Annotated in this window: 20 protein-coding genes, 1 tRNA gene and 1 rRNA gene; 6 read left to right on the top strand and 16 right to left on the bottom strand. The window is 43.8% G+C overall.

Annotation, left to right across the window (positions count from 1 at the left end; genetic code table 11):
• The first annotated feature begins 57 nt into the window (after positions 1 to 57).
• Together rrf and L4C38_RS19255 are read left to right on the top strand one after the other, a co-directional pair.
• A 5S ribosomal RNA gene (rrf, locus tag L4C38_RS19250) occupies positions 58 to 173 on the top strand.
• 94 nt (positions 174 to 267) lie between these two features.
• Positions 268 to 344, top strand: a tRNA-Asp gene (locus L4C38_RS19255).
• Positions 345 to 431: 87 nt separating this feature from the next.
• On the opposite strand, the gene L4C38_RS19260 is transcribed toward L4C38_RS19255, so the two are convergent.
• Positions 432 to 1,010, bottom strand: coding sequence for a uracil-DNA glycosylase family protein (locus L4C38_RS19260; RefSeq protein WP_428799171.1), 579 nt, complete (start codon positions 1,008 to 1,010; stop codon positions 432 to 434).
• Complete coding sequence (locus tag L4C38_RS19265) at positions 1,010 to 1,936, bottom strand: D-2-hydroxyacid dehydrogenase (protein ID WP_428799172.1); 927 nt, start codon at positions 1,934 to 1,936, stop codon at positions 1,010 to 1,012. The genes L4C38_RS19260 and L4C38_RS19265 overlap by 1 nt, the downstream gene beginning before the upstream one ends.
• A 72-nt stretch (positions 1,937 to 2,008) precedes the next feature.
• Between L4C38_RS19265 and L4C38_RS19270 the strand changes: the two genes are divergently transcribed.
• The gene (locus tag L4C38_RS19270) at positions 2,009 to 2,596 is read left to right on the top strand and encodes a YjaG family protein (RefSeq protein ID WP_428799173.1); all 588 of its coding nucleotides are present in this window, start codon (positions 2,009 to 2,011) and stop codon (positions 2,594 to 2,596) included.
• Positions 2,597 to 2,645: 49 nt separating this feature from the next.
• Here L4C38_RS19270 and L4C38_RS19275 read toward each other — a convergent pair whose 3' ends face one another.
• Positions 2,646 to 3,731 (bottom strand): CNNM domain-containing protein, encoded by a 1,086-nt coding sequence (locus L4C38_RS19275; RefSeq protein WP_428799174.1) that lies wholly within the window; start codon positions 3,729 to 3,731, stop codon positions 2,646 to 2,648.
• A gap of 349 nt (positions 3,732 to 4,080) precedes the next feature.
• On the opposite strand from L4C38_RS19275, the gene hupA reads away from it, so the two are divergent.
• Together hupA and L4C38_RS19285 are read left to right on the top strand one after the other, a co-directional pair.
• Positions 4,081 to 4,353 carry a nucleoid-associated protein HU-alpha gene (gene hupA / locus L4C38_RS19280; protein WP_040989200.1) on the top strand — a complete coding sequence of 91 codons (273 nt, stop codon included), beginning with the start codon at positions 4,081 to 4,083 and terminating at the stop codon, positions 4,351 to 4,353.
• 47 nt (positions 4,354 to 4,400) lie between these two features.
• Positions 4,401 to 5,096, top strand: a complete 696-nt coding sequence (locus L4C38_RS19285; protein ID WP_428799175.1) for a DUF1481 domain-containing protein — start codon at positions 4,401 to 4,403, stop codon at positions 5,094 to 5,096.
• Positions 5,097 to 5,137: 41 nt separating this feature from the next.
• Here the strand turns inward: L4C38_RS19285 and purD are convergent, their stop codons facing one another.
• Positions 5,138 to 6,427 (bottom strand): phosphoribosylamine--glycine ligase, encoded by a 1,290-nt coding sequence (purD, locus tag L4C38_RS19290; protein ID WP_428799176.1) that lies wholly within the window; start codon positions 6,425 to 6,427, stop codon positions 5,138 to 5,140.
• 233 nt (positions 6,428 to 6,660) lie between these two features.
• The gene (gene purH, locus L4C38_RS19295; protein WP_428799177.1) at positions 6,661 to 8,253 is read right to left on the bottom strand and encodes a bifunctional phosphoribosylaminoimidazolecarboxamide formyltransferase/IMP cyclohydrolase; all 1,593 of its coding nucleotides are present in this window, start codon (positions 8,251 to 8,253) and stop codon (positions 6,661 to 6,663) included.
• A gap of 260 nt (positions 8,254 to 8,513) precedes the next feature.
• On the opposite strand from purH, the gene zntR reads away from it, so the two are divergent.
• Entirely contained in the window at positions 8,514 to 8,951 is a 438-nt protein-coding gene (gene zntR, locus L4C38_RS19300) for a Zn(2+)-responsive transcriptional regulator (protein ID WP_428799178.1), read from the top strand.
• 16 nt (positions 8,952 to 8,967) lie between these two features.
• Here the strand turns inward: zntR and L4C38_RS19305 are convergent, their stop codons facing one another.
• The 11 genes from L4C38_RS19305 to L4C38_RS19355 form a co-directional block, all read right to left on the bottom strand.
• On the bottom strand, positions 8,968 to 9,954 hold the full coding sequence (locus L4C38_RS19305; protein ID WP_428799179.1) for a sensor domain-containing diguanylate cyclase: 987 nt from the start codon (positions 9,952 to 9,954) through the stop codon (positions 8,968 to 8,970).
• A gap of 180 nt (positions 9,955 to 10,134) precedes the next feature.
• The gene (gene adhP / locus L4C38_RS19310; RefSeq protein WP_428799216.1) at positions 10,135 to 11,151 is read right to left on the bottom strand and encodes an alcohol dehydrogenase AdhP; all 1,017 of its coding nucleotides are present in this window, start codon (positions 11,149 to 11,151) and stop codon (positions 10,135 to 10,137) included.
• Positions 11,152 to 11,449: 298 nt separating this feature from the next.
• Positions 11,450 to 11,746: a DNA-binding transcriptional regulator Fis gene (fis, locus tag L4C38_RS19315; protein ID WP_004397332.1), complete on the bottom strand. Its 297-nt coding sequence runs from the start codon at positions 11,744 to 11,746 to the stop codon at positions 11,450 to 11,452.
• Between the two features lie 23 nt (positions 11,747 to 11,769).
• Positions 11,770 to 12,738: a tRNA dihydrouridine synthase DusB gene (gene dusB, locus L4C38_RS19320; RefSeq protein ID WP_428799180.1), complete on the bottom strand. Its 969-nt coding sequence runs from the start codon at positions 12,736 to 12,738 to the stop codon at positions 11,770 to 11,772.
• 139 nt (positions 12,739 to 12,877) lie between these two features.
• Positions 12,878 to 13,765: a 50S ribosomal protein L11 methyltransferase gene (prmA, locus tag L4C38_RS19325; RefSeq protein WP_428799181.1), complete on the bottom strand. Its 888-nt coding sequence runs from the start codon at positions 13,763 to 13,765 to the stop codon at positions 12,878 to 12,880.
• A 108-nt stretch (positions 13,766 to 13,873) separates the two neighbouring features.
• Positions 13,874 to 15,217, bottom strand: a complete 1,344-nt coding sequence (gene accC / locus L4C38_RS19330; protein ID WP_428799182.1) for an acetyl-CoA carboxylase biotin carboxylase subunit — start codon at positions 15,215 to 15,217, stop codon at positions 13,874 to 13,876.
• 14 nt (positions 15,218 to 15,231) lie between these two features.
• Positions 15,232 to 15,690, bottom strand: a complete 459-nt coding sequence (accB, locus tag L4C38_RS19335; RefSeq protein WP_428799183.1) for an acetyl-CoA carboxylase biotin carboxyl carrier protein — start codon at positions 15,688 to 15,690, stop codon at positions 15,232 to 15,234.
• Positions 15,691 to 15,749: 59 nt separating this feature from the next.
• Positions 15,750 to 16,199 carry a type II 3-dehydroquinate dehydratase gene (aroQ, locus tag L4C38_RS19340; RefSeq protein ID WP_428799184.1) on the bottom strand — a complete coding sequence of 150 codons (450 nt, stop codon included), beginning with the start codon at positions 16,197 to 16,199 and terminating at the stop codon, positions 15,750 to 15,752.
• A 291-nt stretch (positions 16,200 to 16,490) separates the two neighbouring features.
• Positions 16,491 to 18,443 carry an acetate--CoA ligase gene (gene acs / locus L4C38_RS19345; protein WP_428799185.1) on the bottom strand — a complete coding sequence of 651 codons (1,953 nt, stop codon included), beginning with the start codon at positions 18,441 to 18,443 and terminating at the stop codon, positions 16,491 to 16,493.
• A 234-nt stretch (positions 18,444 to 18,677) separates the two neighbouring features.
• On the bottom strand, positions 18,678 to 19,310 hold the full coding sequence (locus L4C38_RS19350; RefSeq protein WP_428799186.1) for a 3'-5' exonuclease: 633 nt from the start codon (positions 19,308 to 19,310) through the stop codon (positions 18,678 to 18,680).
• A gap of 12 nt (positions 19,311 to 19,322) precedes the next feature.
• A complete protein-coding gene (locus tag L4C38_RS19355; protein ID WP_428799187.1) occupies positions 19,323 to 21,149 on the bottom strand; it encodes a DUF294 nucleotidyltransferase-like domain-containing protein in 1,827 nt (608 codons plus the stop codon).
• Positions 21,150 to 21,235: the final 86 nt, after the last annotated feature.

Here is a 21,235-nt window from a genome sequence, read left to right on the forward strand (position 1 = left end):
GTATTAGAACTTTACTCTCTATTTTAGAGAAACCAGCTTTCCGAATTAAAGAATTTGCTTGGCGACCATAGCGTTGCGGACCCACCTGACTCCATGCCGAACTCAGAAGTGAAACGCAATAGCGCCGATGGTAGTGTGGGGTCTCCCCATGTGAGAGTAGGACATCGCCAGGCTTGATTACTTGTTTTTAGATTTTAAAAAATCTAAAGGCAAAACTAGATAAAGCAATCTAACCATAAGACTTTATTTAGTAAGATATACCGCTGCGGAGTGGTAGTTCAGTTGGTTAGAATACCGGCCTGTCACGCCGGGGGTCGCGGGTTCGAGTCCCGTCCACTCCGCCATTAATCGTAAAGCCCTGCTAGCAATAGCAGGGCTTTTTCGTATGCGCGAAATACCGTGTAAATAACTTTGTTCGAAATATATCGTTATTACTTGATGCTCAATTGTGAGTGTAGGTATCGACGGATATAAGGAACGACTTGTTGTTCAAACCAAGGATTGCGTTTGAGCCAAAGTGTATTGCGTGGAGATGGGTGAGGAATAGGGATGCACTGAGGTGCCCATTGTTGCCAAGATTGAACGGTTTCGGTAAGACTTTTAGGCTTCTGTTTCAAGTAGTAATGTTGTGCATATTGACCAATGAGCAGCGTTGTTTTTATATTCGGCAGTTGATCGAGCACTTGCTGGTGCCATTGAGGGGCGCATTCTTTTCGTGGCGGTAGATCACCACAACGTCCTTTTCCTGGGTAACAAAGCCCCATCGGCATTATGGCGATTTTCGTTGCATCGTAAAAAACGTCTTTATCGATTTGTAACCAAGAGCGAAGCCTGTCGCCACTTGCATCATTCCAGGGGATTGCTGTTGTATGCACTTTAGTACCTGGTGCTTGACCTATAATTAAAATGCGCGCTTTTTCATGTGCTTGTATTATAGGGTTTGCACCCAAAGGTAATTGAGGTTCGCATAAGCGACATTGACGTATTTCAGCTAACAGCTTCTCTAGCATTAGTAGCCCTTATCAAAATTGATACAGTCGCGTATCGTAAAGCCCTTCTCCCAGTTTTTATAATAGTTAGCAAAGACCTCTACGACTTGTTCTGGAAAGCTAAGAGCCGCGATATGAGGGGTGAGCGTTATTTTTGGATGCTTCCAGTAGGGATGTTCAATATTCAATGGTTCTTGCTCGAATACATCTAGAAAGGCTTGCTCAATATAGCCTTTGTCTAGAGCTTCAAGTAGATCATCTTGGTTGATACTGCTTCCTCTGCCCACGTTAAAGATCAATATACCTTGCCCTGAAGATAGTACTTGTTGGTTGAATACGCCGATTGTATTGGGTGTACTGGGTAATGTACTAACAACAATGTCAGATTTTTCAATCGCATTGTTTAGTTCGTCGATATGGTAGATCTCATCAAAAGGTGAGTCTTTCGTTGGTATTCCTCGAGTATTCACACCTATGGTCCGTATGCCGAATGCTTTTGATACTTTCGCTAAGTGCGTTCCAATCGTACCCGTTCCTACAATCGACATCGTTTTATTGCTCAGAGTTTGGTATTGGTATGGCACCCACCGCTGTGCTTGTTGTTGTGTTCGATAGGTGAGGAAGTGACGATAGTGCTCAATAGTATAGCCAAGTACATATTCAGCGATTTGTTGTCCAAATATGCCTTTGACATTAGTTAGTAGATAATCTTGGCGCATCCTATGGTGCATTAGAGAGTCGACACCTGCATATACTGATTGAACCCATTTAAGATTTTCAAACTCATCGAGCTGTGAAGCAAGTAAAGGGGGAGCAGCTAAAACCACGTCAGCTTCTTGTTTATTTGTAGTTAAGTGCAGGTTTGGTAACGCTAGGGATTCAATGAGATCTCGATAGATATCGTTTTGCTCGGTCAATATATAGAGTTTATTTGTAAAAATGTTCATAGGCTTTTCTTTGTTCCCTGCTGGTTATCAAGTAAACTGCCGCTGTATTTTCCTGCAACCAATTGAGTCAATATGCTAAGAAACCCGCTTCAGCTTCGTCTTGAGAAGTTAGAACCTTGGAAACAGATAACCTTCATGGCTTGTCTGTGTGAGCGTATGTATCCAAACTACGCGATGTTTTGTGAAACCTCCCAGTTTGCTCCAGCTCGCACCTATCGTGACATCCTAGATAGTATTTGGGAACAACTTACTGTCAAGACTGCGAAGGTTAACTTCGAGCGTCAACTTGAGAAGTTGGAAGAAATAATTCCAAGCTCTGAAGATTACGATTTCTACGGTGTTTACCCAGCTATTGATGCTTGTATAGGCTTGTCGACATTGCTTCATGGCTTACTCGACCGTGATGATCTTTTTGAAAGTATGCAAAAAGTGAGTCAACAGTCTGTAATGACAGTCGCACAATTAGAAGAAGTGCAAACAGATGCCGAAATTACAGATGAAAACCAGAAAGACAATGAAGCTGTTTGCGCTGAGTGGGATGTTCAGTGGGCTATCTTCCGTCCTTTAAAAGACGCCGAAGAACGTGATATTGATTTGATTAAAGATCTTCGAGATGAAATTAAAGAAGAAGCCGTTAGTAATATCGGCATTAGTCTTTAAACAAAATTAAAAAAGGGAGCGTAAGCTCCCTTTTGTTTTCCATTTTCAATTATCGTTCTTTTTTGCTTGAATCAGATTCGTCGTCGTCATCACGGCTTTCAATTACACCATGTTGCTTTTTCCATTTCTCCCAACGTTCGAATGCCAGTTCTTGCATGTCAGTCGTACTGTCCGCTTCGTCGACAATTTCTTCACCGATTAGATGCTCGAAAATATCTTCTAGAGTCAGCAAACCTTGAACTGTACCGTACTCGTCCACCACTAGCGCCAATTGGAGACGTTTAGATAGCATTTGGTCGAATGCTTTAGGTAGCGGCATGTTATTCAAGATTACGTGCACTGGGCGCATTACCGATCCAAGCTGTTTGTCGCCACTGCCTGAATGTTTAAGTTTAAATAGCTCTAATCGATGTACAAACCCGACGATATTATCGTTGCTTTGACTATATACAAGCGGGCGTGAGAATGGGGTATCACGGTGTTCTCTTAGAAACTCGATGATAGTCATCTCTGCATCAACTCGGAATACCACTGGGCGTGGTGTCATTACTTGAGTGACGGGTACATCTTGAATGCCAAGCAAATTACTGAGAATTTTTGATTCACCTTCGGCGAACTCACCACTTTCTCTAGCGAGTAGTGCCATTGCAGAAAGCTCATCACGCATTTTTGGCGCTACGTGTCCGCGAGCAAGGCGTTTGGTTATTTGTTCTGAGAACCATACAAATGGTGTTAACAACCAAACCATCCATCGCAAGGTTGTTGCTGAGAATGGTGCAAGCTGGCGCCAATAGGTGGCACCAATGGTCTTAGGTACAATTTCTGATAGCACGAGGATCGCTAAGGTCAATACGCCCGAGAAAACGCCTAGCCATTCGCTACCAAATACCACGGCAGCTTGAGCGCCAGCAGTTGCAGCACCGATTGTGTGAGCAATAGTATTTAGGGTTAGGATGGAGGCTAATGGGCGGTCAATATCTTTCTTTAAGCTCGCAAGCTTATCCGCGGCAGGGTGCCCTTTGTGGCGCATTTGAGCGATATAACTAGGGCTAATGCTTAGTAAGACCGCTTCAAGAACTGAACAAACAAACGATACGCCAATTGCGATACTGACGTATATAGTTAACAGCAACATATTGTTCCTATGATAGTTATAATCACGACCTAATTTTGCTGCGAATGCTATCACTGTTCAAAGTGAAAGCAAGTCATTATACCTGGGCATTATTGGTGTGTGTATTTTGTAATCGTTCAAACCCAGTAATATCAGGCTTCACGTAGGTTGATCTGTTTATAAATAAGGTTAAATTGGTTGAAAAACAAGTATTGATTATGGCTCAGCTAGTAACAATTTGTGAGTTATTACTCATATTGTGGTTAAAAGTAAGGCATTGAAGCTAAAGAATGCCTACAAACCTTTGCCAGATGGGGCATTTATGTTTTAGAGTGAGTTTAATTCGATAACATATGAGAAGGGAAACCTAATGAACAAAACCCAATTAATCGACTTTATCGCAGAGAAAGCAGACCTATCAAAAGCACAAGCTAAAGCTGCTCTTGAAGCAACTCTTGAGGGCGTAACAGGCGCACTAAAAGAGGGTGACCAAGTCCAACTAATTGGTTTCGGTACATTCAAAGTAAATCACCGCGCAGCGCGTACAGGTCGTAACCCTAAGACTGGTGCAGAAATCCAGATTGCAGCAGCTAATGTTCCTGCTTTCGTTGCTGGTAAAGCTCTTAAAGATGCAGTGAAATAATAAATTTACGCCAAGGTCTGTATTGACCTTGGCGTTTACTTGAAAATATGAAAAAAATTCTTCTTCCTTCACTAATCATTTCTTTTCTTTTCGGTTGTTCTGCCGATATTTCTAATTCAACGCTCGAAACAACCCTACAGCACTCTGGTGGTCAGAGTATGGGGGATGCAACCAGTTTGTATTGGTTTACTGATCGTTTAACTGTCCCATTAAGTGCTGCCGACTATGTGGTTGCTGGTGATTATGGTAGCTATAAAAGTAACTATCGTTGGGAAAATGGCAGTGTTAGAGAGCTGATTCGCGAAGGTGAGCAATTAAGAACTGGCGCTGGTTTAGTTCCATATAAGATACATGTGCGGTTTAATCAGCAAGGCGAAGCGGTTTATCAGCAATACCGCATAGATGGTAAGGTTTTACCATTAAAGTCAGCAATGCTGACGCAACTTAAGAATGAAGCCGCTAATGTTGTACAAAAAACCAAAGCACAAGACAAAGCGGGCGTGGAGCTAATTCAAGGTTACTGGGATGGACGTGAGTTTGAAACTTGTGCCGGTAAAGAGTTTCAAACATTAGAGTTCAATCAGAGCTTGCCTAGTTTTATTGTTGATCGTTTAGCTGGGATAGACAATTACGTCGTATTTGTCGGTAGCAAGAGTGGTGATCGATTGATTGTTGAAGACTTGCTGATGCTAAAAGATGACAATCAGAGCTGTATTGAACGTCCGCAGATATTAGAAGAATAGAAAAGGCGCTCCTAGAGCGCCTTTTTACTTTTGTAAACTAATTAAGCTTCGTTTTCGCGCTCAATCGCTCTGTAACCAATGTCGTTGCGATAAAACACACCATTCCAGCTAATTTGTTTAGCAAGCTCGTAAGCGCGCTTCTGAGCTTCAGAAACTGTGTTCCCTAATGCGGTTGCACACAGTACTCTGCCACCATTAGTCACGATATCACCTACGTTATTATCTGTACCCGCATGAAAAACTTTTTCACCGTCGATTTCAACTTGAGGCAGCCCTGTAATGACATCGCCCTTGTTGTATGACGCAGGGTAACCGCCAGCCGCCAATACGATGCCGATTGAAGCTCTTGGATCCCATTTAGACTCGACTTGGTCGAGCTTCTTATCAATCGCAGCCAGACAAAGTTCAACCATGTCGGATTGCATGCGCATCATGATTGGTTGTGTTTCTGGGTCGCCGAATCGACAATTGTATTCGATTACTTTAGGTGTGCCATCTAGATCGATCATTAGACCAGCGTATAAGAAACCAGTGTAAGGGTTGCCTTCTGCAGCCATACCGCGAACGGTAGGGTAGATAACTTCTTCCATGATACGGTTATGGATATCTGCTGTGACAACTGGTGCTGGAGAATAAGCTCCCATACCACCTGTGTTCGGACCTGTATCTTTATCGCCTACACGCTTATGGTCTTGGCTGGTCGCCATCGGCAGTACATTTTCGCCATCAACCATTACGATGAAACTTGCTTCTTCGCCTTCAAGGAACTCTTCGATAACAACTCGGCTGCCAGCTTCGCCGAAAGCGTTGCCAGCAAGCATATCTTCAATCGCATCTTCAGCTTCTTGTAAAGTCATGGCGACAATGACGCCTTTACCTGCCGCGAGACCGTCAGCTTTAACCACGATAGGAGCTCCCTGCTCGCGAACGTAAGCCAATGCAGGTTCAATTTCAGTGAAGTTTGCGTAAGCACCTGTCGGGATTTTATGGCGCGCTAAGAAATCTTTGGTGAAAGCTTTTGAACCTTCGAGTTGAGCGGCAGCCTGAGATGGTCCAAAGATTGGTAAGCCAACAGCTTGGAACGCATCAACCACGCCGATAACCAAAGGCGCTTCAGGACCAACAATAGTCAGTTCAATTGATTTTTCTTTTGCAAAAGCGACTAGCGCTTCAATGTCTTCCACATCGATAGCTACATTTTCTAGTTTCGGCTCAAGCGCTGTACCAGCATTTCCTGGTGCAACAAAAATAGTTTCAATATTTGGGTTTTGAGCCACTTTCCAGCCCAGCGCATGCTCACGACCGCCAGCACCAATAATCAATACATTCATTTTCAAATCCTTATAGCTGTGTCAGTGGTTTTATTTCGGTGTCAAAAGTGCTCATTTATACTTATAAACTGCGCGCTTTTTCCTAGAACTAAAATCACTGACTTGCTCTAGCGCATTTCAAATATCTAAATATTTAAAAAACAAAACGATGAATCTTTTCTCAAATTAGATTGAGCCCTCTTTAAATCAATGGGAGCGCTAACAAAGTTACCGCTCCAGTGATGATAAGAGAATTAGTGACGGAAATGGCGCATTCCGGTAAAGATCATCGCCATACCATGTTCATCTGCTGCTGCAATAACCTCGTCATCGCGCATAGAGCCGCCCGGTTGAATAACACACTTGATGCCCGCTTCAGCTGCGGCATCAATACCGTCACGGAATGGGAAGAAGGCATCTGATGCCATTGCACAGCCTTCAACTTTTAGACCTTCGTCAGCTGCTTTGATGCCAGCAATTTTTGCAGAGTAAACACGGCTCATTTGACCAGCACCTACACCAATAGTCATATCGCCTTTCGAGTAAACGATCGCATTAGACTTTACATATTTTGCTACTTTCCAACAGAAGAGAGCGTCTTTCAGTTCTTCTTGTGTTGGTTGACGTTTAGATACCACTTTAAGGTCATCAGCAGAAACCATGCCTTGGTCACGGTCCTGAACCAGTAGACCACCGTTAACACGTTTTAAATCAAACCCAGTCGTTTTCGTGGACCATTCACCACACTCTAGTAAGCGAACGTTCTTTTTCGCCGCAACGATTTCGATTGCTTCAACTGAAATAGAAGGCGCGATGATAACTTCTACGAATTGGCGCTCAACAATCGCGGAAGCGGTTTCGGCATTGAGTTCATGGTTGAATGCAATGATGCCGCCAAATGCTGATGTTGGATCGGTTTGGTAGGCGCGGTTGTAGGCTTCTAGAATGTTTTTACCTAAAGCAACACCACATGGATTTGCGTGCTTAACGATGACACATGCAGGTTCGTCGAACTCTTTCACACACTCTAACGCAGCATCGGTGTCTGCGATGTTATTGTAAGAAAGAGCTTTGCCTTGAATTTGGCGCGCAGTCGATACTGAAGCTTCTTGCGGATTTTCTTCGACATAAAACGCGGCATTCTGGTGACTGTTTTCACCGTAGCGCATATCTTGTTTCTTGATGAATTGCTGATTGAAAGTACGAGGAAATTGGCTTTCTACATCGCCTTCGGTGTTCTCACCATAAGATGGAACCATAGTGCCGAAGTAGTTAGCGATCATGCCATCGTAAGCTGCTGTGTGCTCAAATGCAGCAATAGCAAGATCAAAGCGCGTTTCAAGCGTAAGAGAACTTTCATTGCTATCCATTTCAGTAATCACACGGTCGTAGTCAGAAGCATTAACTACGATAGTCACATCTTTGTGGTTTTTCGCGGCAGAGCGAACCATAGTAGGACCACCGATATCGATGTTCTCTACCGCATCAGCCAGAGTGCAGCCTTCTTTTGCGACAGTTTCCGCGAATGGGTATAGGTTGACGACAACCATATCGATTGGGTTGATACCGTGTTGTTCCATTACGCTATCATCTTGACCACGACGACCAAGAACACCACCGTGAACTTTAGGATGCAGGGTCTTAACTCGACCATCCATCATTTCTGGAAAGCCAGTGTAATCAGATACTTCTGTTACTGGGATGCTTTTCGCTGCCAGTAGGCGAGCAGTGCCACCTGTAGACAAAATGTCGACACCGCGCTCTACTAGAGCTTGTGCAAACTCAACAATACCTGTTTTGTCTGATACGCTGATAAGCGCACGGCGAATAGGACGAGCGTTATTCATGCTTCCATTTTCCTCAAATTCACGAATTAAAAGATGTTTGCCAAAAATGAACTTGTTTCTACATCATGGGAGTAGAATATTGGCCATTTTTGGTAAAGACCTTTTGCCATTTCAAAGAGCTCAAGTCGCTCTGAATTTGATGGCGCATTCTAACTAATTTATTACAAAAAAGCTTGCGCAATCGTTTGGCATCTCAAAAATAATTGCAAATCACGCCATCTTCAGGCTAAAAAGTAACGAGAGAGTTAATAGGATAAGTTATGTTTCAAATCGGAGAGTTAGCTAAGCGTTGTGGTGTAACCGCTGATACGCTTAGGTTTTATGAAAAAAATGCTCTAATTCAACCAGCAGGAAGAAGTGATTCAGGCTATCGCCTTTATAGTGTAGAAAACCAGGAACAAGTGGTATTTATTTTAAAAGCGAAAGATCTAGGTTTGAGTTTGGAAGAAATTAGAGAGTTGCTTGAGATTAAATTAGAGGCGACAGAACACAGCTGCGCAGAAGTTAAAGCTATTACCACGGCGAAACTACAAGTGATTGATGAAAAAATCCAAGAGTTAACCCGTATTCGTTCGGCGCTTAAAAAAATCAATGATGCTTGCTGTGGAGATGTTGGCGATAATGCTAGCCACTGCTCAATACTAGGTGCGCTTGCGAGTGGGGAAAATAAAAACACGTGTAGCCATCAGCATAAATGACGTTGGTGCGGAGCTATTAGGATGCTTTAAGAATGCAGGCTTTTGCGGCGGAGTGAATTTTAAGATCTGGTAAGTTATCGTGATATATGGTCACTTGGTCTCGACCCGTACGTTTAGAGTAGTACATTGCTTTGTCGGCATTGATTAGCAAGGCTTTAACCGAAGTGACTTCTTGATTAAATTCGGCAATACCAATACTGACTGTCGGGTAAATATCATGACCATCGACCGGACAAGCTGTCAAACTAATTGATTGACGGATTCGCTCGGCAATGTCGAATGCTTGAATCGCATTAGTATTGCTTAATACAACGCCAAATTCTTCACCACCCAATCGCCCGATATGGTCACTGTTACGAATTTGATTTTGACAGATTTTCGCAACTTGCTTTATAACTTCATCACCCGATAAATGTCCGACCATGTCATTAATTTCTTTGAAATGATCGATGTCGATCATCAAACAAACGAGATGCTCTTTTTTTTCTAACTGAGTGTTAAATTTTTGCTCCAGTTCTAAAATAAACGCGCGGCGATTTAATACGCCAGTTAGTTCGTCGGTTTCAGATAGCTTCTTCAGTTTTTTCTCTAGCAGGTGTGTTTGAGTGACATTGCGTACAGACCACATAACATGATGAGATCTCTCGGTAGTTGGAGCGATATAGTTGATGATCGCCTCAAACCAGCTTTCTTCAGGCAAATTTGAATTTTGTAGTTCTTCAACAGAGAGTAGCAGGTAGTCTTGTAGCCTTAAACTGTACCGAATAACTAAAGTATCACGCTGCTCGATCACTTGCGTGATACACGCTTGCATTTCTTCGGCTTTTTCAGCGGAAAGCACCTGTTCTAAAGTTAAGCCGATATAGCGTTTTGCATCGAAATTTTCCGAGTTGTACTGACCGCCATAACTATCTACATAGTGACCACTTTCATTCAATATAAAGACATGATCAGGCAAGGAGTTTAGAACGAAATCTAACCATGCCTCTCGATTGTTTAACATAGAATGTAGGTGACCCTATAAAAGTGCAAACAAACATTCTAACGTATTATATAGAGAAGACAATTTACTTTAATCACAGTTTAACTATTTATTTTTACTGGAATTGTTCATACCGTTGTGGACGGTGTTAATAGGTAAGGAATGGCAGGCAAACAGTATACAATACCGTTTGCCTGGAGGTTATGCGAGAGACATAACAATACGCCCCGTGATCTCTCCTTTCTCCATATCACTAAAGATCTCGTTAATGTCTTCGAGCTGTTTTACTTGAGTGATTGCTTTCACTTTGCCATCTGCCGCAAATTGTAAGCACTCTTGTAAATCTTTCCGTGTACCCACAATTGAACCAATAACTTTTACCCCATTTAGCACTGTGTCAAAAATTGGGATTGGCATTTCTTCTGGTGGAAGTCCAACTAAGACACAAGCTCCGCCGCGGCGAATCGATGAATAGGCTTCTTTGAAAGCGGGCTGAGAGACAGCAGTGCATACCACACCATGAACACCTCCATTTGTTATTTCGCGAATGCGCTCTGAAGGGCTTTCCTTCATAAAGTCAATGCAATGTATGGCACCTAGCTCTTTGGCCAGTGCCAGCTTTTCTTCACCGGTGTCAACAGCGATAACTTTCATCCCCATTGCAACGGCATATTGGATTGCTAGATGCCCTAATCCACCAGCGCCAATCAGAGCGACCCATTGCCCCGGTCTTACTTCAGTAACCTTTAATGCTTTATAGGTGGTTACACCGGCGCAGAAGAGCGGAGCGGCATCAACATAATTGATCCCATCGGGAATTTTAATCACGTATTCGCCATTGGCTAAGCAGTATTCAGCATAACCTCCGTCAACAGAGTAACCCGCGTTGTGTTGGTCTAAACAGAGGGTTTCCTGTCCATCAAAACAGTAATCACAGTGTCCACAAGCACTATAGAGCCATGGCACACCTACACGATCACCTACATTGAGGTGGTGTATTTCACTGCCTACTTCAACTATTTCACCGACACCTTCATGCCCAGGAACCAAAGGCATTTTAGGTTTAACTGGCCAGTCACCATGGCAAGCATGTAAGTCGGTGTGGCAAACGCCACATGCATGTATTTTTACTAACACATCTCTAGGTTTTACGTTCGGTAGTGGAATGTCTTTAATGACCAATGGTCCTTTGAACTCATTAACGACTGCAGCTTTCATCATTTTATGCTCCGTTTCTTTTTAAACAAACGATCATTGCTGATTGTTTGTATGTAACAAAATGGGCTTGGTCTATAAAACTGGGTGGAGAATGAGAATTATTCAAATTAATGATGTGGGTAATTTATTTAAACGGGCGGTGAATCACGCAAGACTGAGAATGAGCAATACGAATCGTACAAAAAAACGTGCTAGAAGTGATGTGGCTTTTGAAAAGAAGGTAAGAACAGTCGGGGGTAAGGGGGTAAAAAAAAGGTCATACTATTGCTAGCATGACCTATTGATAAACTAATCTGAATTAGTTCATGCCGTATTTTTTCAGTTTCTTACGAAGAGTACCGCGGTTGATGCCCATCATAGTTGCTGCGCGAGTTTGGTTACCGCGAGTGTACTGCATGATGATGTCTAGTAGTGGCTGTTCAACTTCAGCTAGAACTAATTCGTATAGTTCTGTAACTTCCTGACCGTTTAATTGTGCAAGATAGTTTTTAAGAGATGCTTTAACAGAATCACGTAGTGGCTTTTGCGTGATTTGATCTTGTGAAGTTACTGTAGTTACTGTCAATGCTTCTGAAGTTAGATTTTGTTCGAACATATTCGGTCTAGCTCTTCTCGTAATTATGGTGCAACGTTATCAAAATAACCTTCTAGTGCATCGATCTGCGCTTGCGCAATATCAATAGCATTGAAGGTACGGCGAAACTCGATTGCCTGTTCATGTTCTTTTAGGTACCAACCCACATGCTTACGAGCGATGCGAGGGCCTAAGTACTCTCCATAAAACTCATGTAGAGCGTTCACATGACCAAGCAGAATGCTTTTCACTTCCAAAATTGGCAGTTCAGGCATCTCGGTGCCGTTTTCCAAATAGTGTTGGATTTCCTGGAAAATCCAAGGACGACCTTGGGCAGGGCGTCCAATCATCAAAGCGTCTGCACCGGTATAATCCAGTACAAATTTAGCTTTCTCTGGGCTATCGATGTCACCGTTAGCGATAACCGGAATAGAGATTGCTTGTTTTACCGCTTTGATGCTGTCGTATTCTGCCTCACCTTTGTACATACAAGTTTTTGTTCGCCCGTGTAGAGCTAACGCCTGTATGCCGCAGTCTTCGGCTAATTTAGCGATTTGGACACAGTTTTTATTTTCTGGGTCCCAGCCAGTACGCGTTTTCAATGTTACAGGAACATTGACTGCGTCTACTACCGCTTTCAGAACATCTTCGATGATATCTGGATACTTAAGTAGTGCAGAGCCTGCTAGCTTTTTATTCACTTTTTTAGCTGGGCAACCCATATTGATATCGATGATTTGCGCACCGTTATCAACACTAAATTGAGCTGCTTCAGCCATGAGCTGTGGATCCGATCCCGCGATCTGTACAGAGCGAATGCCTGATTCACCTTCGTGTACCATGCGTTGCTTTGATTTGGCTGTCTTCCAGAGCTTTGGGTTGGAGGACATCATTTCACTGACTGCCATTCCCGCACCATAGTGGAGACACAACTCACGAAATGGTCTATCCGTAACTCCTGCCATAGGAGCGACGATTAGTTTGTTCTTGAGTTGATGATTACCTATTTTCAAAACGTCTTCACAGTTCTGTACTAGCAAGGGCGCGCATTTTACGCATTTTTTCACTGCGTGAAAAGACTAATATTTGAGCATTACCAAATTGTTTTGTTAATTTGTATAAATTTCAATCTATTAGAGGTGAAAACCTTACCTAGCCTTGCTTGCGACCAGAGATGCGACACCACTCGCTTTGGGCTTTAATTGGATCGATGTGAAGCTCGTCACGATAATAGTTGGCTACGTCTTCTGCTTGAGTATCCAAAACACCGGACATAGCTAATAGACCATTTGGTTTAACCAAGCTTTTAATTATCGGTGAAAGTTCGCGTAGGGGAGCGGCCAGTATGTTGGCAATCACAACGTCTGCAATCATGTTTTCTGGTTGATCTTGTGGCAAGAAGACGTTCAGTTGTTCTGCAACTCCGTTGCGTTCAGCGTTATCTTTTGAAGCTAATAGCGCTTGAGGATCAATATCGATCCCTATCACTTTTTCTGCCCCCAGTTTGATCGCAGCGATCGCAAGGATGCCAGAGCCACAACCGAAGTCGATAACCGTTTTACCGGTTAGATCGATGCTCTCTAGCCATTCAAGGCACAAAGCCGTTGTTGGGTGAGTACCAGTACCAAAAGCAAGACCTGGGTCTAGCATTACATTGACTGCTTCTGGTTCAGGAACCTCGCGCCAGCTCGGGCAAATCCATAGACGTTCGCCAAACTTCATTGGGTGGAAGTTGTCCATCCACTCACGTTCCCAGTCTTTATCTTCTAGTTGCTCAACTTTGTAAGCAAAGCCTTCAGCTAGCATACCACTGGCTTGAATTTGGTTAGTGATAAACTGAGTATCAGCTTCCGCATCATACAGAGCGAGGATGTCGATATCACCCCACAAACGAGTCTCACCAGGTAGAGGTTCGAATATAGGCGTATCCTTCGCGTCCAAGAAGGTTACAGATAGCGCGCCGGTCTCTTCCATAAGCATATCGCTGACCATTTCAGCGTTGTCTTTGGTCGCATTGAGTTTGATTTGAATCCAAGGCATGAGTAAGTACTCTTAACGTGGGTGGATCAGAATAATGGCGCAGAGTGTAGCAGCCAGAAATAGAAATGCCCACGCTATGTGGGCATTTAACTCGGTTAAGCGAGTGAATTATTGCAGACCAAGCTTCTTCTCTAGGTAGTGTATATTTGCCCCACCATGTTGGAAGTTCTCGTCATTCATAATAGCCACTTGTAGTGGAATGTTGGTTTTGATGCCTTCGATGATCATCTCGCCCAACGCATTTTTCATACGTGCGATGGCGACATCACGGTTTTCACCGTATGTGATCAACTTACCAATCATTGAATCGTAGTGCGGCGGCACAGTATAGCCCGCATAAATGTGAGATTCCCAACGAACACCCATACCACCTGGTGGATGGAAGCGCTCAATTTTACCCGGAGAAGGGAGGAATCGCACAGGATCTTCTGCGTTGATTCGACATTCGATCGCATGACCACGGATCTTAATATCATCTTGTGTGAATGATAAAGGCTGACCTGCGGCAACACGTAGTTGCTCTTTGATAAGGTCAACACCCGTTACCATCTCAGTCACTGGGTGCTCTACTTGAATACGAGTGTTCATTTCGATGAAGTAGAATTCACCATTCTCATACAAGAATTCAAAAGTACCGGCACCACGGTAACCGATTTCAAGACATGCGCGAGTACAGCGTTCACCGATGTACTTACGCATTTCTTCTGTAATACCTGGTGCTGGTGCTTCTTCAACGACTTTCTGGTGACGACGTTGCATAGAACAATCGCGCTCACCTAGGTGGATAGCTCCGCCTTGACCATCAGCGATGATCTGTACTTCAACGTGACGTGGGTTTTCTAGGAATTTCTCCATGTAAACGACGTCGTTGTTGAAGGCTGCTTTTGCTTCTGCACGTGTCATTGCAATCGCTTGAACCAGATCAGCTTCACTTCGAACCACACGCATACCACGGCCACCGCCGCCGCCAGACGCTTTAATGATTACTGGGTAACCAATACGCTTCGCATGTGATTTATTTTTCGCATCGTCGTTGTCAAGCGGACCATCAGAGCCTGGTACACAAGGAACGCCAGCTTTTTTCATTGCGTTGATTGCAGATACTTTATCGCCCATTATGCGAATGGTATCGGCTTTAGGACCAACAAAGATAAAGCCACTACGTTCAACTTGCTCTGCAAAATCTGCATTTTCTGAGAGGAAACCGTAACCAGGGTGAATGGCGACAGCTCCTGTCACTTCTGCTGCTGAAATGATACGTGGAATATTTAGGTAGCTATCAATACCGCGAGCGGGACCAATACAGATAGATTCATCTGCTAGCAGTACGTGCTTAAGGTCACGGTCAGCGGTGGAGTGCACCGCTACGGTTTTGATGCCGAGCTCTTTACATGCGCGAAGAATACGAAGTGCAATTTCACCTCGGTTCGCGATGACTAATTTATCTAGCATAGCTTCAGCCTCGATTATTCGATTACAACAAGTGGCTGGTCGAATTCTACTGGTTGACCGTCTTCAACCAAGATTGCCGTAACAACACCTGATTTGTCTGACTCGATTTGGTTCATCATTTTCATCGCTTCAACGATACATAGTGTGTCGCCAGCTTTTACGCTTTGACCCACTTCAATGAATGATTTTGATTCAGGACTTGGAGAACGGTAGAAAGTACCTACCATTGGAGAAAGAACTTGGTGACCTAATGGAGCTGCTGGCGCTGCTTCAGCTACTGCTGCCGCAACTGGTGCTGGTGCAGGTGCTGCCATAGGCATAGGTGCTGCTGCATATTGAATCGGTGCTGCATGTATAGGTGCTGCGCCATGGCGACTAATGCGTACCGACTCTTCACCCTCAGAAATCTCTAGCTCAGCGATGCCAGATTCTTCTACTAATTCAATCAGCTTCTTAATTTTACGGATATCCATGTTTACTTTCTCTTTTATCTTGTGAGTAAGACAACCCCTTGAGGTTGCAGAGCGTTAGGTTACTTTGTTTGCAGATGGTTAATCGCTGCAGACAATGCAAATTCATAGCCTTGTGCGCCTAAACCGCAGATCACGCCTTGTGCTTTATCAGACAAGTAAGAGTGATGGCGAAACGGTTCTCGGGCATGCACATTGGACAAATGTACTTCAATAAAAGGAATTGCTACGCCAAGTAACGCATCACGCAGTGCAACACTGGTATGAGTGAATGCTGCGGGATTTATAATAATAAAATCTACTTGGTTGTATGCAGTATGAATCGCTTCAATTAGTTCATACTCACGATTGGATTGCAGATGTTTGAGCTCTACGCCCGCATTTGTTGCTTGTTGCGACAGTGCATCGACGATTTGGTCGAGTGTATTCGACCCATAATGTGCAGGCTCTCGTAACCCTAATAAATTAAGGTTTGGGCCATTCAGAAGTAGAATTCGTAATTTTGCTGACATTATGTGGCTATCTTCCTTTATCGTGAGTGAAACGAGTCGGTTTCCTAATATACGATAAATCAGCACGATTTTTCAGTGCAGATTGGGCGATTTTTTTTAATCGTCCACGATTATAGCTAATTCAGCGCAATTAGCAGCAATTTACTGGTCTAATCTCCCATGTTCACATCTTATTTATGTAACCGAGATAACATAAACGCTGTGCGGGAAAGTAAAATAGATGACAAATACTTGCGATTGAGCATTAAAAAGCCGCCACTAAGTGACGGCTGGTTGAATTTTAAGCAAAGGTTAAGCGAGCTCTGCCTTCTCTGCGATTAGCTTATCAACCACACTTGGATCTGCGAGGGTAGAAGTGTCGCCAAGGTTGCTGGTATCACCCGTCGCAATTTTGCGTAGGATACGGCGCATAATTTTACCAGAGCGAGTCTTAGGCAATGAGTCTGTCCAATGAAGTATATCTGGGGTGGCAATCGGACCTATTTCTTTGCGAACCCAGTCTTTCACTTCTTTGTGCAGCTCTGCTGATGGGAATTCACCGTCGTTAAGCGTGACGTAAGCATAGATTGCTTGTCCTTTAATATCATGCGGAATACCTACAATCGCGGCTTCGGCAATCTTATCGTGTGAAACCAATGCTGATTCGATCTCAGCCGTTCCCATGCGGTGTCCTGATACGTTTAGTACGTCATCTACACGACCTGTGATCCAGTAGTAACCATCTTCATCACGACGAGCGCCATCACTGGTAAAATACATACCTTTGAAGGTTGAGAAGTAAGTCTGCTCGAAGCGTTCATGATCACCATATACTGTGCGCATTTGCCCTGGCCAAGAATCGAGGATAACGAGGTTACCTTCAGCCGCTTGATCCTCAATGATATTACCCATGTTATCAACCAACGCGGGTTGAATACCAAAGAACGGGCGAGTTGCTGAACCTGGTTTTAGATCCACAGCTCCGGGTAGTGGCGCGATAAGAATTCCGCCAGTTTCGGTTTGCCACCACGTATCTACAATCGGGGATTTTTCATTACCGATTGTTCTATAATACCATTCCCACGCTTCTGGGTTGATGGGCTCACCGACGGAACCCATAACACGCAAACTGGTGCGCGAAGTACCTTCAACAGCCTCATTGCCTTTCGCCATCAAAGCACGAATTGCGGTAGGAGCAGTGTAGAGTATGTTTACTTGGTGCTTATCAACCACTTCACTCATACGGTTGGTTTTTGGATAGTTAGGTACACCTTCAAATAGAATCGTTTTGGCACCATTTGCCAGTGGACCGTAAATTAGATAAGTATGACCGGTGATCCAACCTACATCGGCAGTACACCAGAAGGTTTCACCTTCTTGGTAATCAAACACGTACTTGAAGGTCATTGTGGCATACACAAGGTAGCCGCCAGTTGTGTGAAGTACGCCTTTGGGTTTACCTGTAGAGCCGGAAGTGTAGAGGATGAACAGTGGATCTTCGGCTTTCATTTCTTCAGGTGGGCAATCAGCCGAGACTTTGGCTGTGGCTTCGTGCCACCAAACGTCACGGTGCTCATGCCAATCGACATCGCCGCCAGTGCGTTGGAAGACGATCACTTTTTCAATTGATTTCACTTCAGGGTTGGTTAATGCTTCGTCGACATTTTTCTTCAATGGTACTGCGCGACCGCCGCGAACACCTTCGTCTGCGGTGATGACGATTTTTGAATCTGAGTCGATGATTCGTCCAGATAATGCTTCTGGCGAGAAACCACCAAATACCACTGTATGCACAGCGCCGATGCGGGTACACGCTAGCATCGCGATGGCAGCTTCAGGGACCATTGGCATGTATAGACAAACCACATCACCTTTATGAACGCCTTGATCTTTTAGCGCATTCGAGAATTTACATACTTCGTGGTGCAGTTCATTAAAGGTTAAGGTTTTGTCATCAGCGGGATCGTCACCTTCCCAAATGATGGCAACCTCATCACCGCGTGTGGCTAAGTGACGATCGATACAGTTAGCAGAAACGTTGAGTGTGCCGTCTTCGAACCAGCGGATATCTACATGTCCGGTGTCGAATGAAGTACTTTTTACTTGGGTGAATGGTTTAATCCAGTCAACAATTTTACCGTGTTCACTCCAAAATCCTTCAGGATCGGAAACTGACTGCTGATACATGGCAAGATAGGTATCTTTATCCGCGTGTGTGGTCGCTTTGATATTGTCTTTAACTGGATAAACATGGACTTCACTCATTGCTTCTCTCCTTGTGAATTGAGCGATTCTTTAAACGCGAAAATAGTATTGAGGCATTTAAAGTCACATCTTTTATTATTCAAACTTTAGCCTAGTAAGCCGAAAAGCCTGAACCTAGCAATACTATAACTGTCAATCACAGCGACTATTTTCACAATTAGACTTTAGGATTAATGGGAGTGGAGTGAGATTAAAACTTGTACTGCTTAGTGTGGTAATTAACCAAATGAAGAATCAGCGATGATAAGGGAAACTCAAACTGGGTAAGTCGCCTTTGGTCAACCGAACGAAGACTAAAGCGGCAGAAATGGCATCTTGCAGCGCATCGTGTTTGTCTTGCAAAGGTAGGTCTAAGTGCTTACATATCGCATCTAAACTTAAGTCGAAGTATGCATTGGGGAGGTGTTGCTCTAATTTGTCATGGTAGATCTGGCTTACTTCAATCAGCGGGTTGGGGAGCGGAAAACCGAGTTGTTTTCGGCAAGCAAGATCGAGAATTTTCTTATCATATCGTATGTGATACCCAACAAGAGGTCGGTTACCAATGAAGTTGATCAGTTGGAGTAGCGCTTGTTTTTCATCGATACCATCTTCAAGATCTTTGTGACGAATTTTATGGATACGGACTGAACCTGAATCGAGTGACTGCGGGGCACGCAAACGGACCTCAAAAGGCTTGCTGGTAATGATGCGATTATCAATTATTTTTGTTGCTGCTATCGTGACGAGCTCAGCGCGTTTTGGGTCTAAGCTGGTGGTTTCACAATCGAGAGAGACATATTCACCTTTCGAGAGTGCCCCAAAATAGTGTTGAAATGGTGAGCCTTTGAGTTTGTAGTACCAGTAGCGTCGTTGTAGCCAGTTCATCTATGTACTCCATTAATCTCGGATTTGATAGTGATAGCCAAGGAGTTGCTTAAACTTTTTGACAACATGCAGACTATGGCGAAGTAGATCGCGTTCACTTCTATCGAGCTGTTTGAGATCAATTCTATTATGGTTATGCTGGTTGGATAGTTGTTGCCCTAAGCGTAATTTAAAGAAGAGTTTTAACGCTTCATTCAGATTATCGGCAGTTTCAGGCTCTAAGATCTTTTTATGGCGTAAGGCTTCAATACGCTCAAAGGTATTTTTATCTTCAATACCGTATTCGAGAGCGAGTGTTCGAATACCATGAACGATCGGAAAGATCCCACCACTCTTAAGATCTAAACCTTGTTTATCGCTTTTTACATTACCGAATAAGGTTAAAGGCAAAGAGAATTGCAATGCTGGTCTTGAGAAATCTTGTAAGGTGAGCATGTTGTTGAACATGATTTTATGTAAGTGTTCACTTACCGGTTTTAGTAATTCCTCGTTGCCCGCAACCGCATGAGCATCTGCGATAATAGCCAGTTTCATCACTTGTTCTGCATTGGTTGCTCTCGACCATTGCTTTAAGGTTTTCTTCCACTCTGATTGGTGTTTTACCCATTCTGGGTTGTTGACCATTACGTTTCCAGGGCAAAGCGGGTAACCAAGCTGCTGCAGGGTACGCGTTAGCTCATCCATGACCGAACTGCACTGTTCCCACTCCAGTCCGTCTTTCATGATCAGTGCATTGTCTTGATCGGTTTTTAGGATCTGTTCGCCTCGACCTTCAGAGCCAAGCACGATTAGGCAGCAGTGATCATGCAGTGCGGGTGGGACAACTAATTCAAATGCTTTTTCAATGATCTGTTCGTTGACGGCTGAGATCAGCTCCATAATAAAGCGAGTACGGATACCGTTGTTGAGCAGGCTGTCGACCAACTGACGCTGTCGATTGGATGAAATTGCCAGTTCTTCAATGCTGGTGGCTCTCGCAATACTAAGCGTGAGCACGTGTGAGTGTGTCGAAAAGGCACTTAGAATCTGCGTCATATCCAGCATGCCAACGGGTTGATTGCCATCACAAACCATCAATCGCTTCATTCTATTTCTCGTCATGGAAATCATGGCGTTAAATAAAAAATCCCCCTCTTCTACATACATTACTGGGAACGTAGCGACTTCACCGACAGGGGTATCAAGTGGTAGCCGATCAAGCATAACGGCGTGCAGCATATTAGTGCGCGTAATAATGCCATAAGGCAACGCATTTGGGGTTCTTTTCAGACGATCATCATCAGGGTTGAGCGCAATTAGTGCTGAGTCAACCGCATTGGATTTAAGGAACTGGGTAACTTGATCCAACGGCTGATCGTATTGCAGAATTCTTGGTGGATGGTAAATGTCACTGTCGACTTTAGTCAGGATGAACTCGGCGAGATTTTGTTGCTGCTGAGCCGCTTCTATTAATGCTTGTCGTTTTGAGAGATTACTATCGAAGTATGCCGCAAATTGTCCATTTTGCTGGTAAAGATCGAGGAATACTTCTTTAGGTAGCAGGTAGGAAAGCGTATCTTCAAGCGCAATATAGCTGTGGCGCGCCGTGCCTTCTATTAAGGAGCGAACGTCAAATAAGTCGTCATTGGCATAATGGGCGAATATTTCTTTACCGTCCGCAGATTGTTCTTCGACAACACCTTTAATCAATATATGTAGGTGTTTGCTTTCTTCCCCGTTACGTAAAATGGCATCGCGCCCACGGAAGTACGCAACGTCAAGTGAAGCACGCAGAGTTTTTTGTTGCATGTCATCAAGTCGGTCAAACGGGGGAGATTGCATATTGAATTTGTCTGGCATGGCATACCTTTGATTCTCAGTCGCTACTGACTAAGTGTGACAAAAATACGTAAAGGCGCTAGACGACTTTGGTCGAAGCAAAGCAA

It is taken from the genome of Vibrio kasasachensis (assembly GCF_050337565.1).
GTDB lineage: Bacteria > Pseudomonadota > Gammaproteobacteria > Enterobacterales > Vibrionaceae > Vibrio > Vibrio kasasachensis.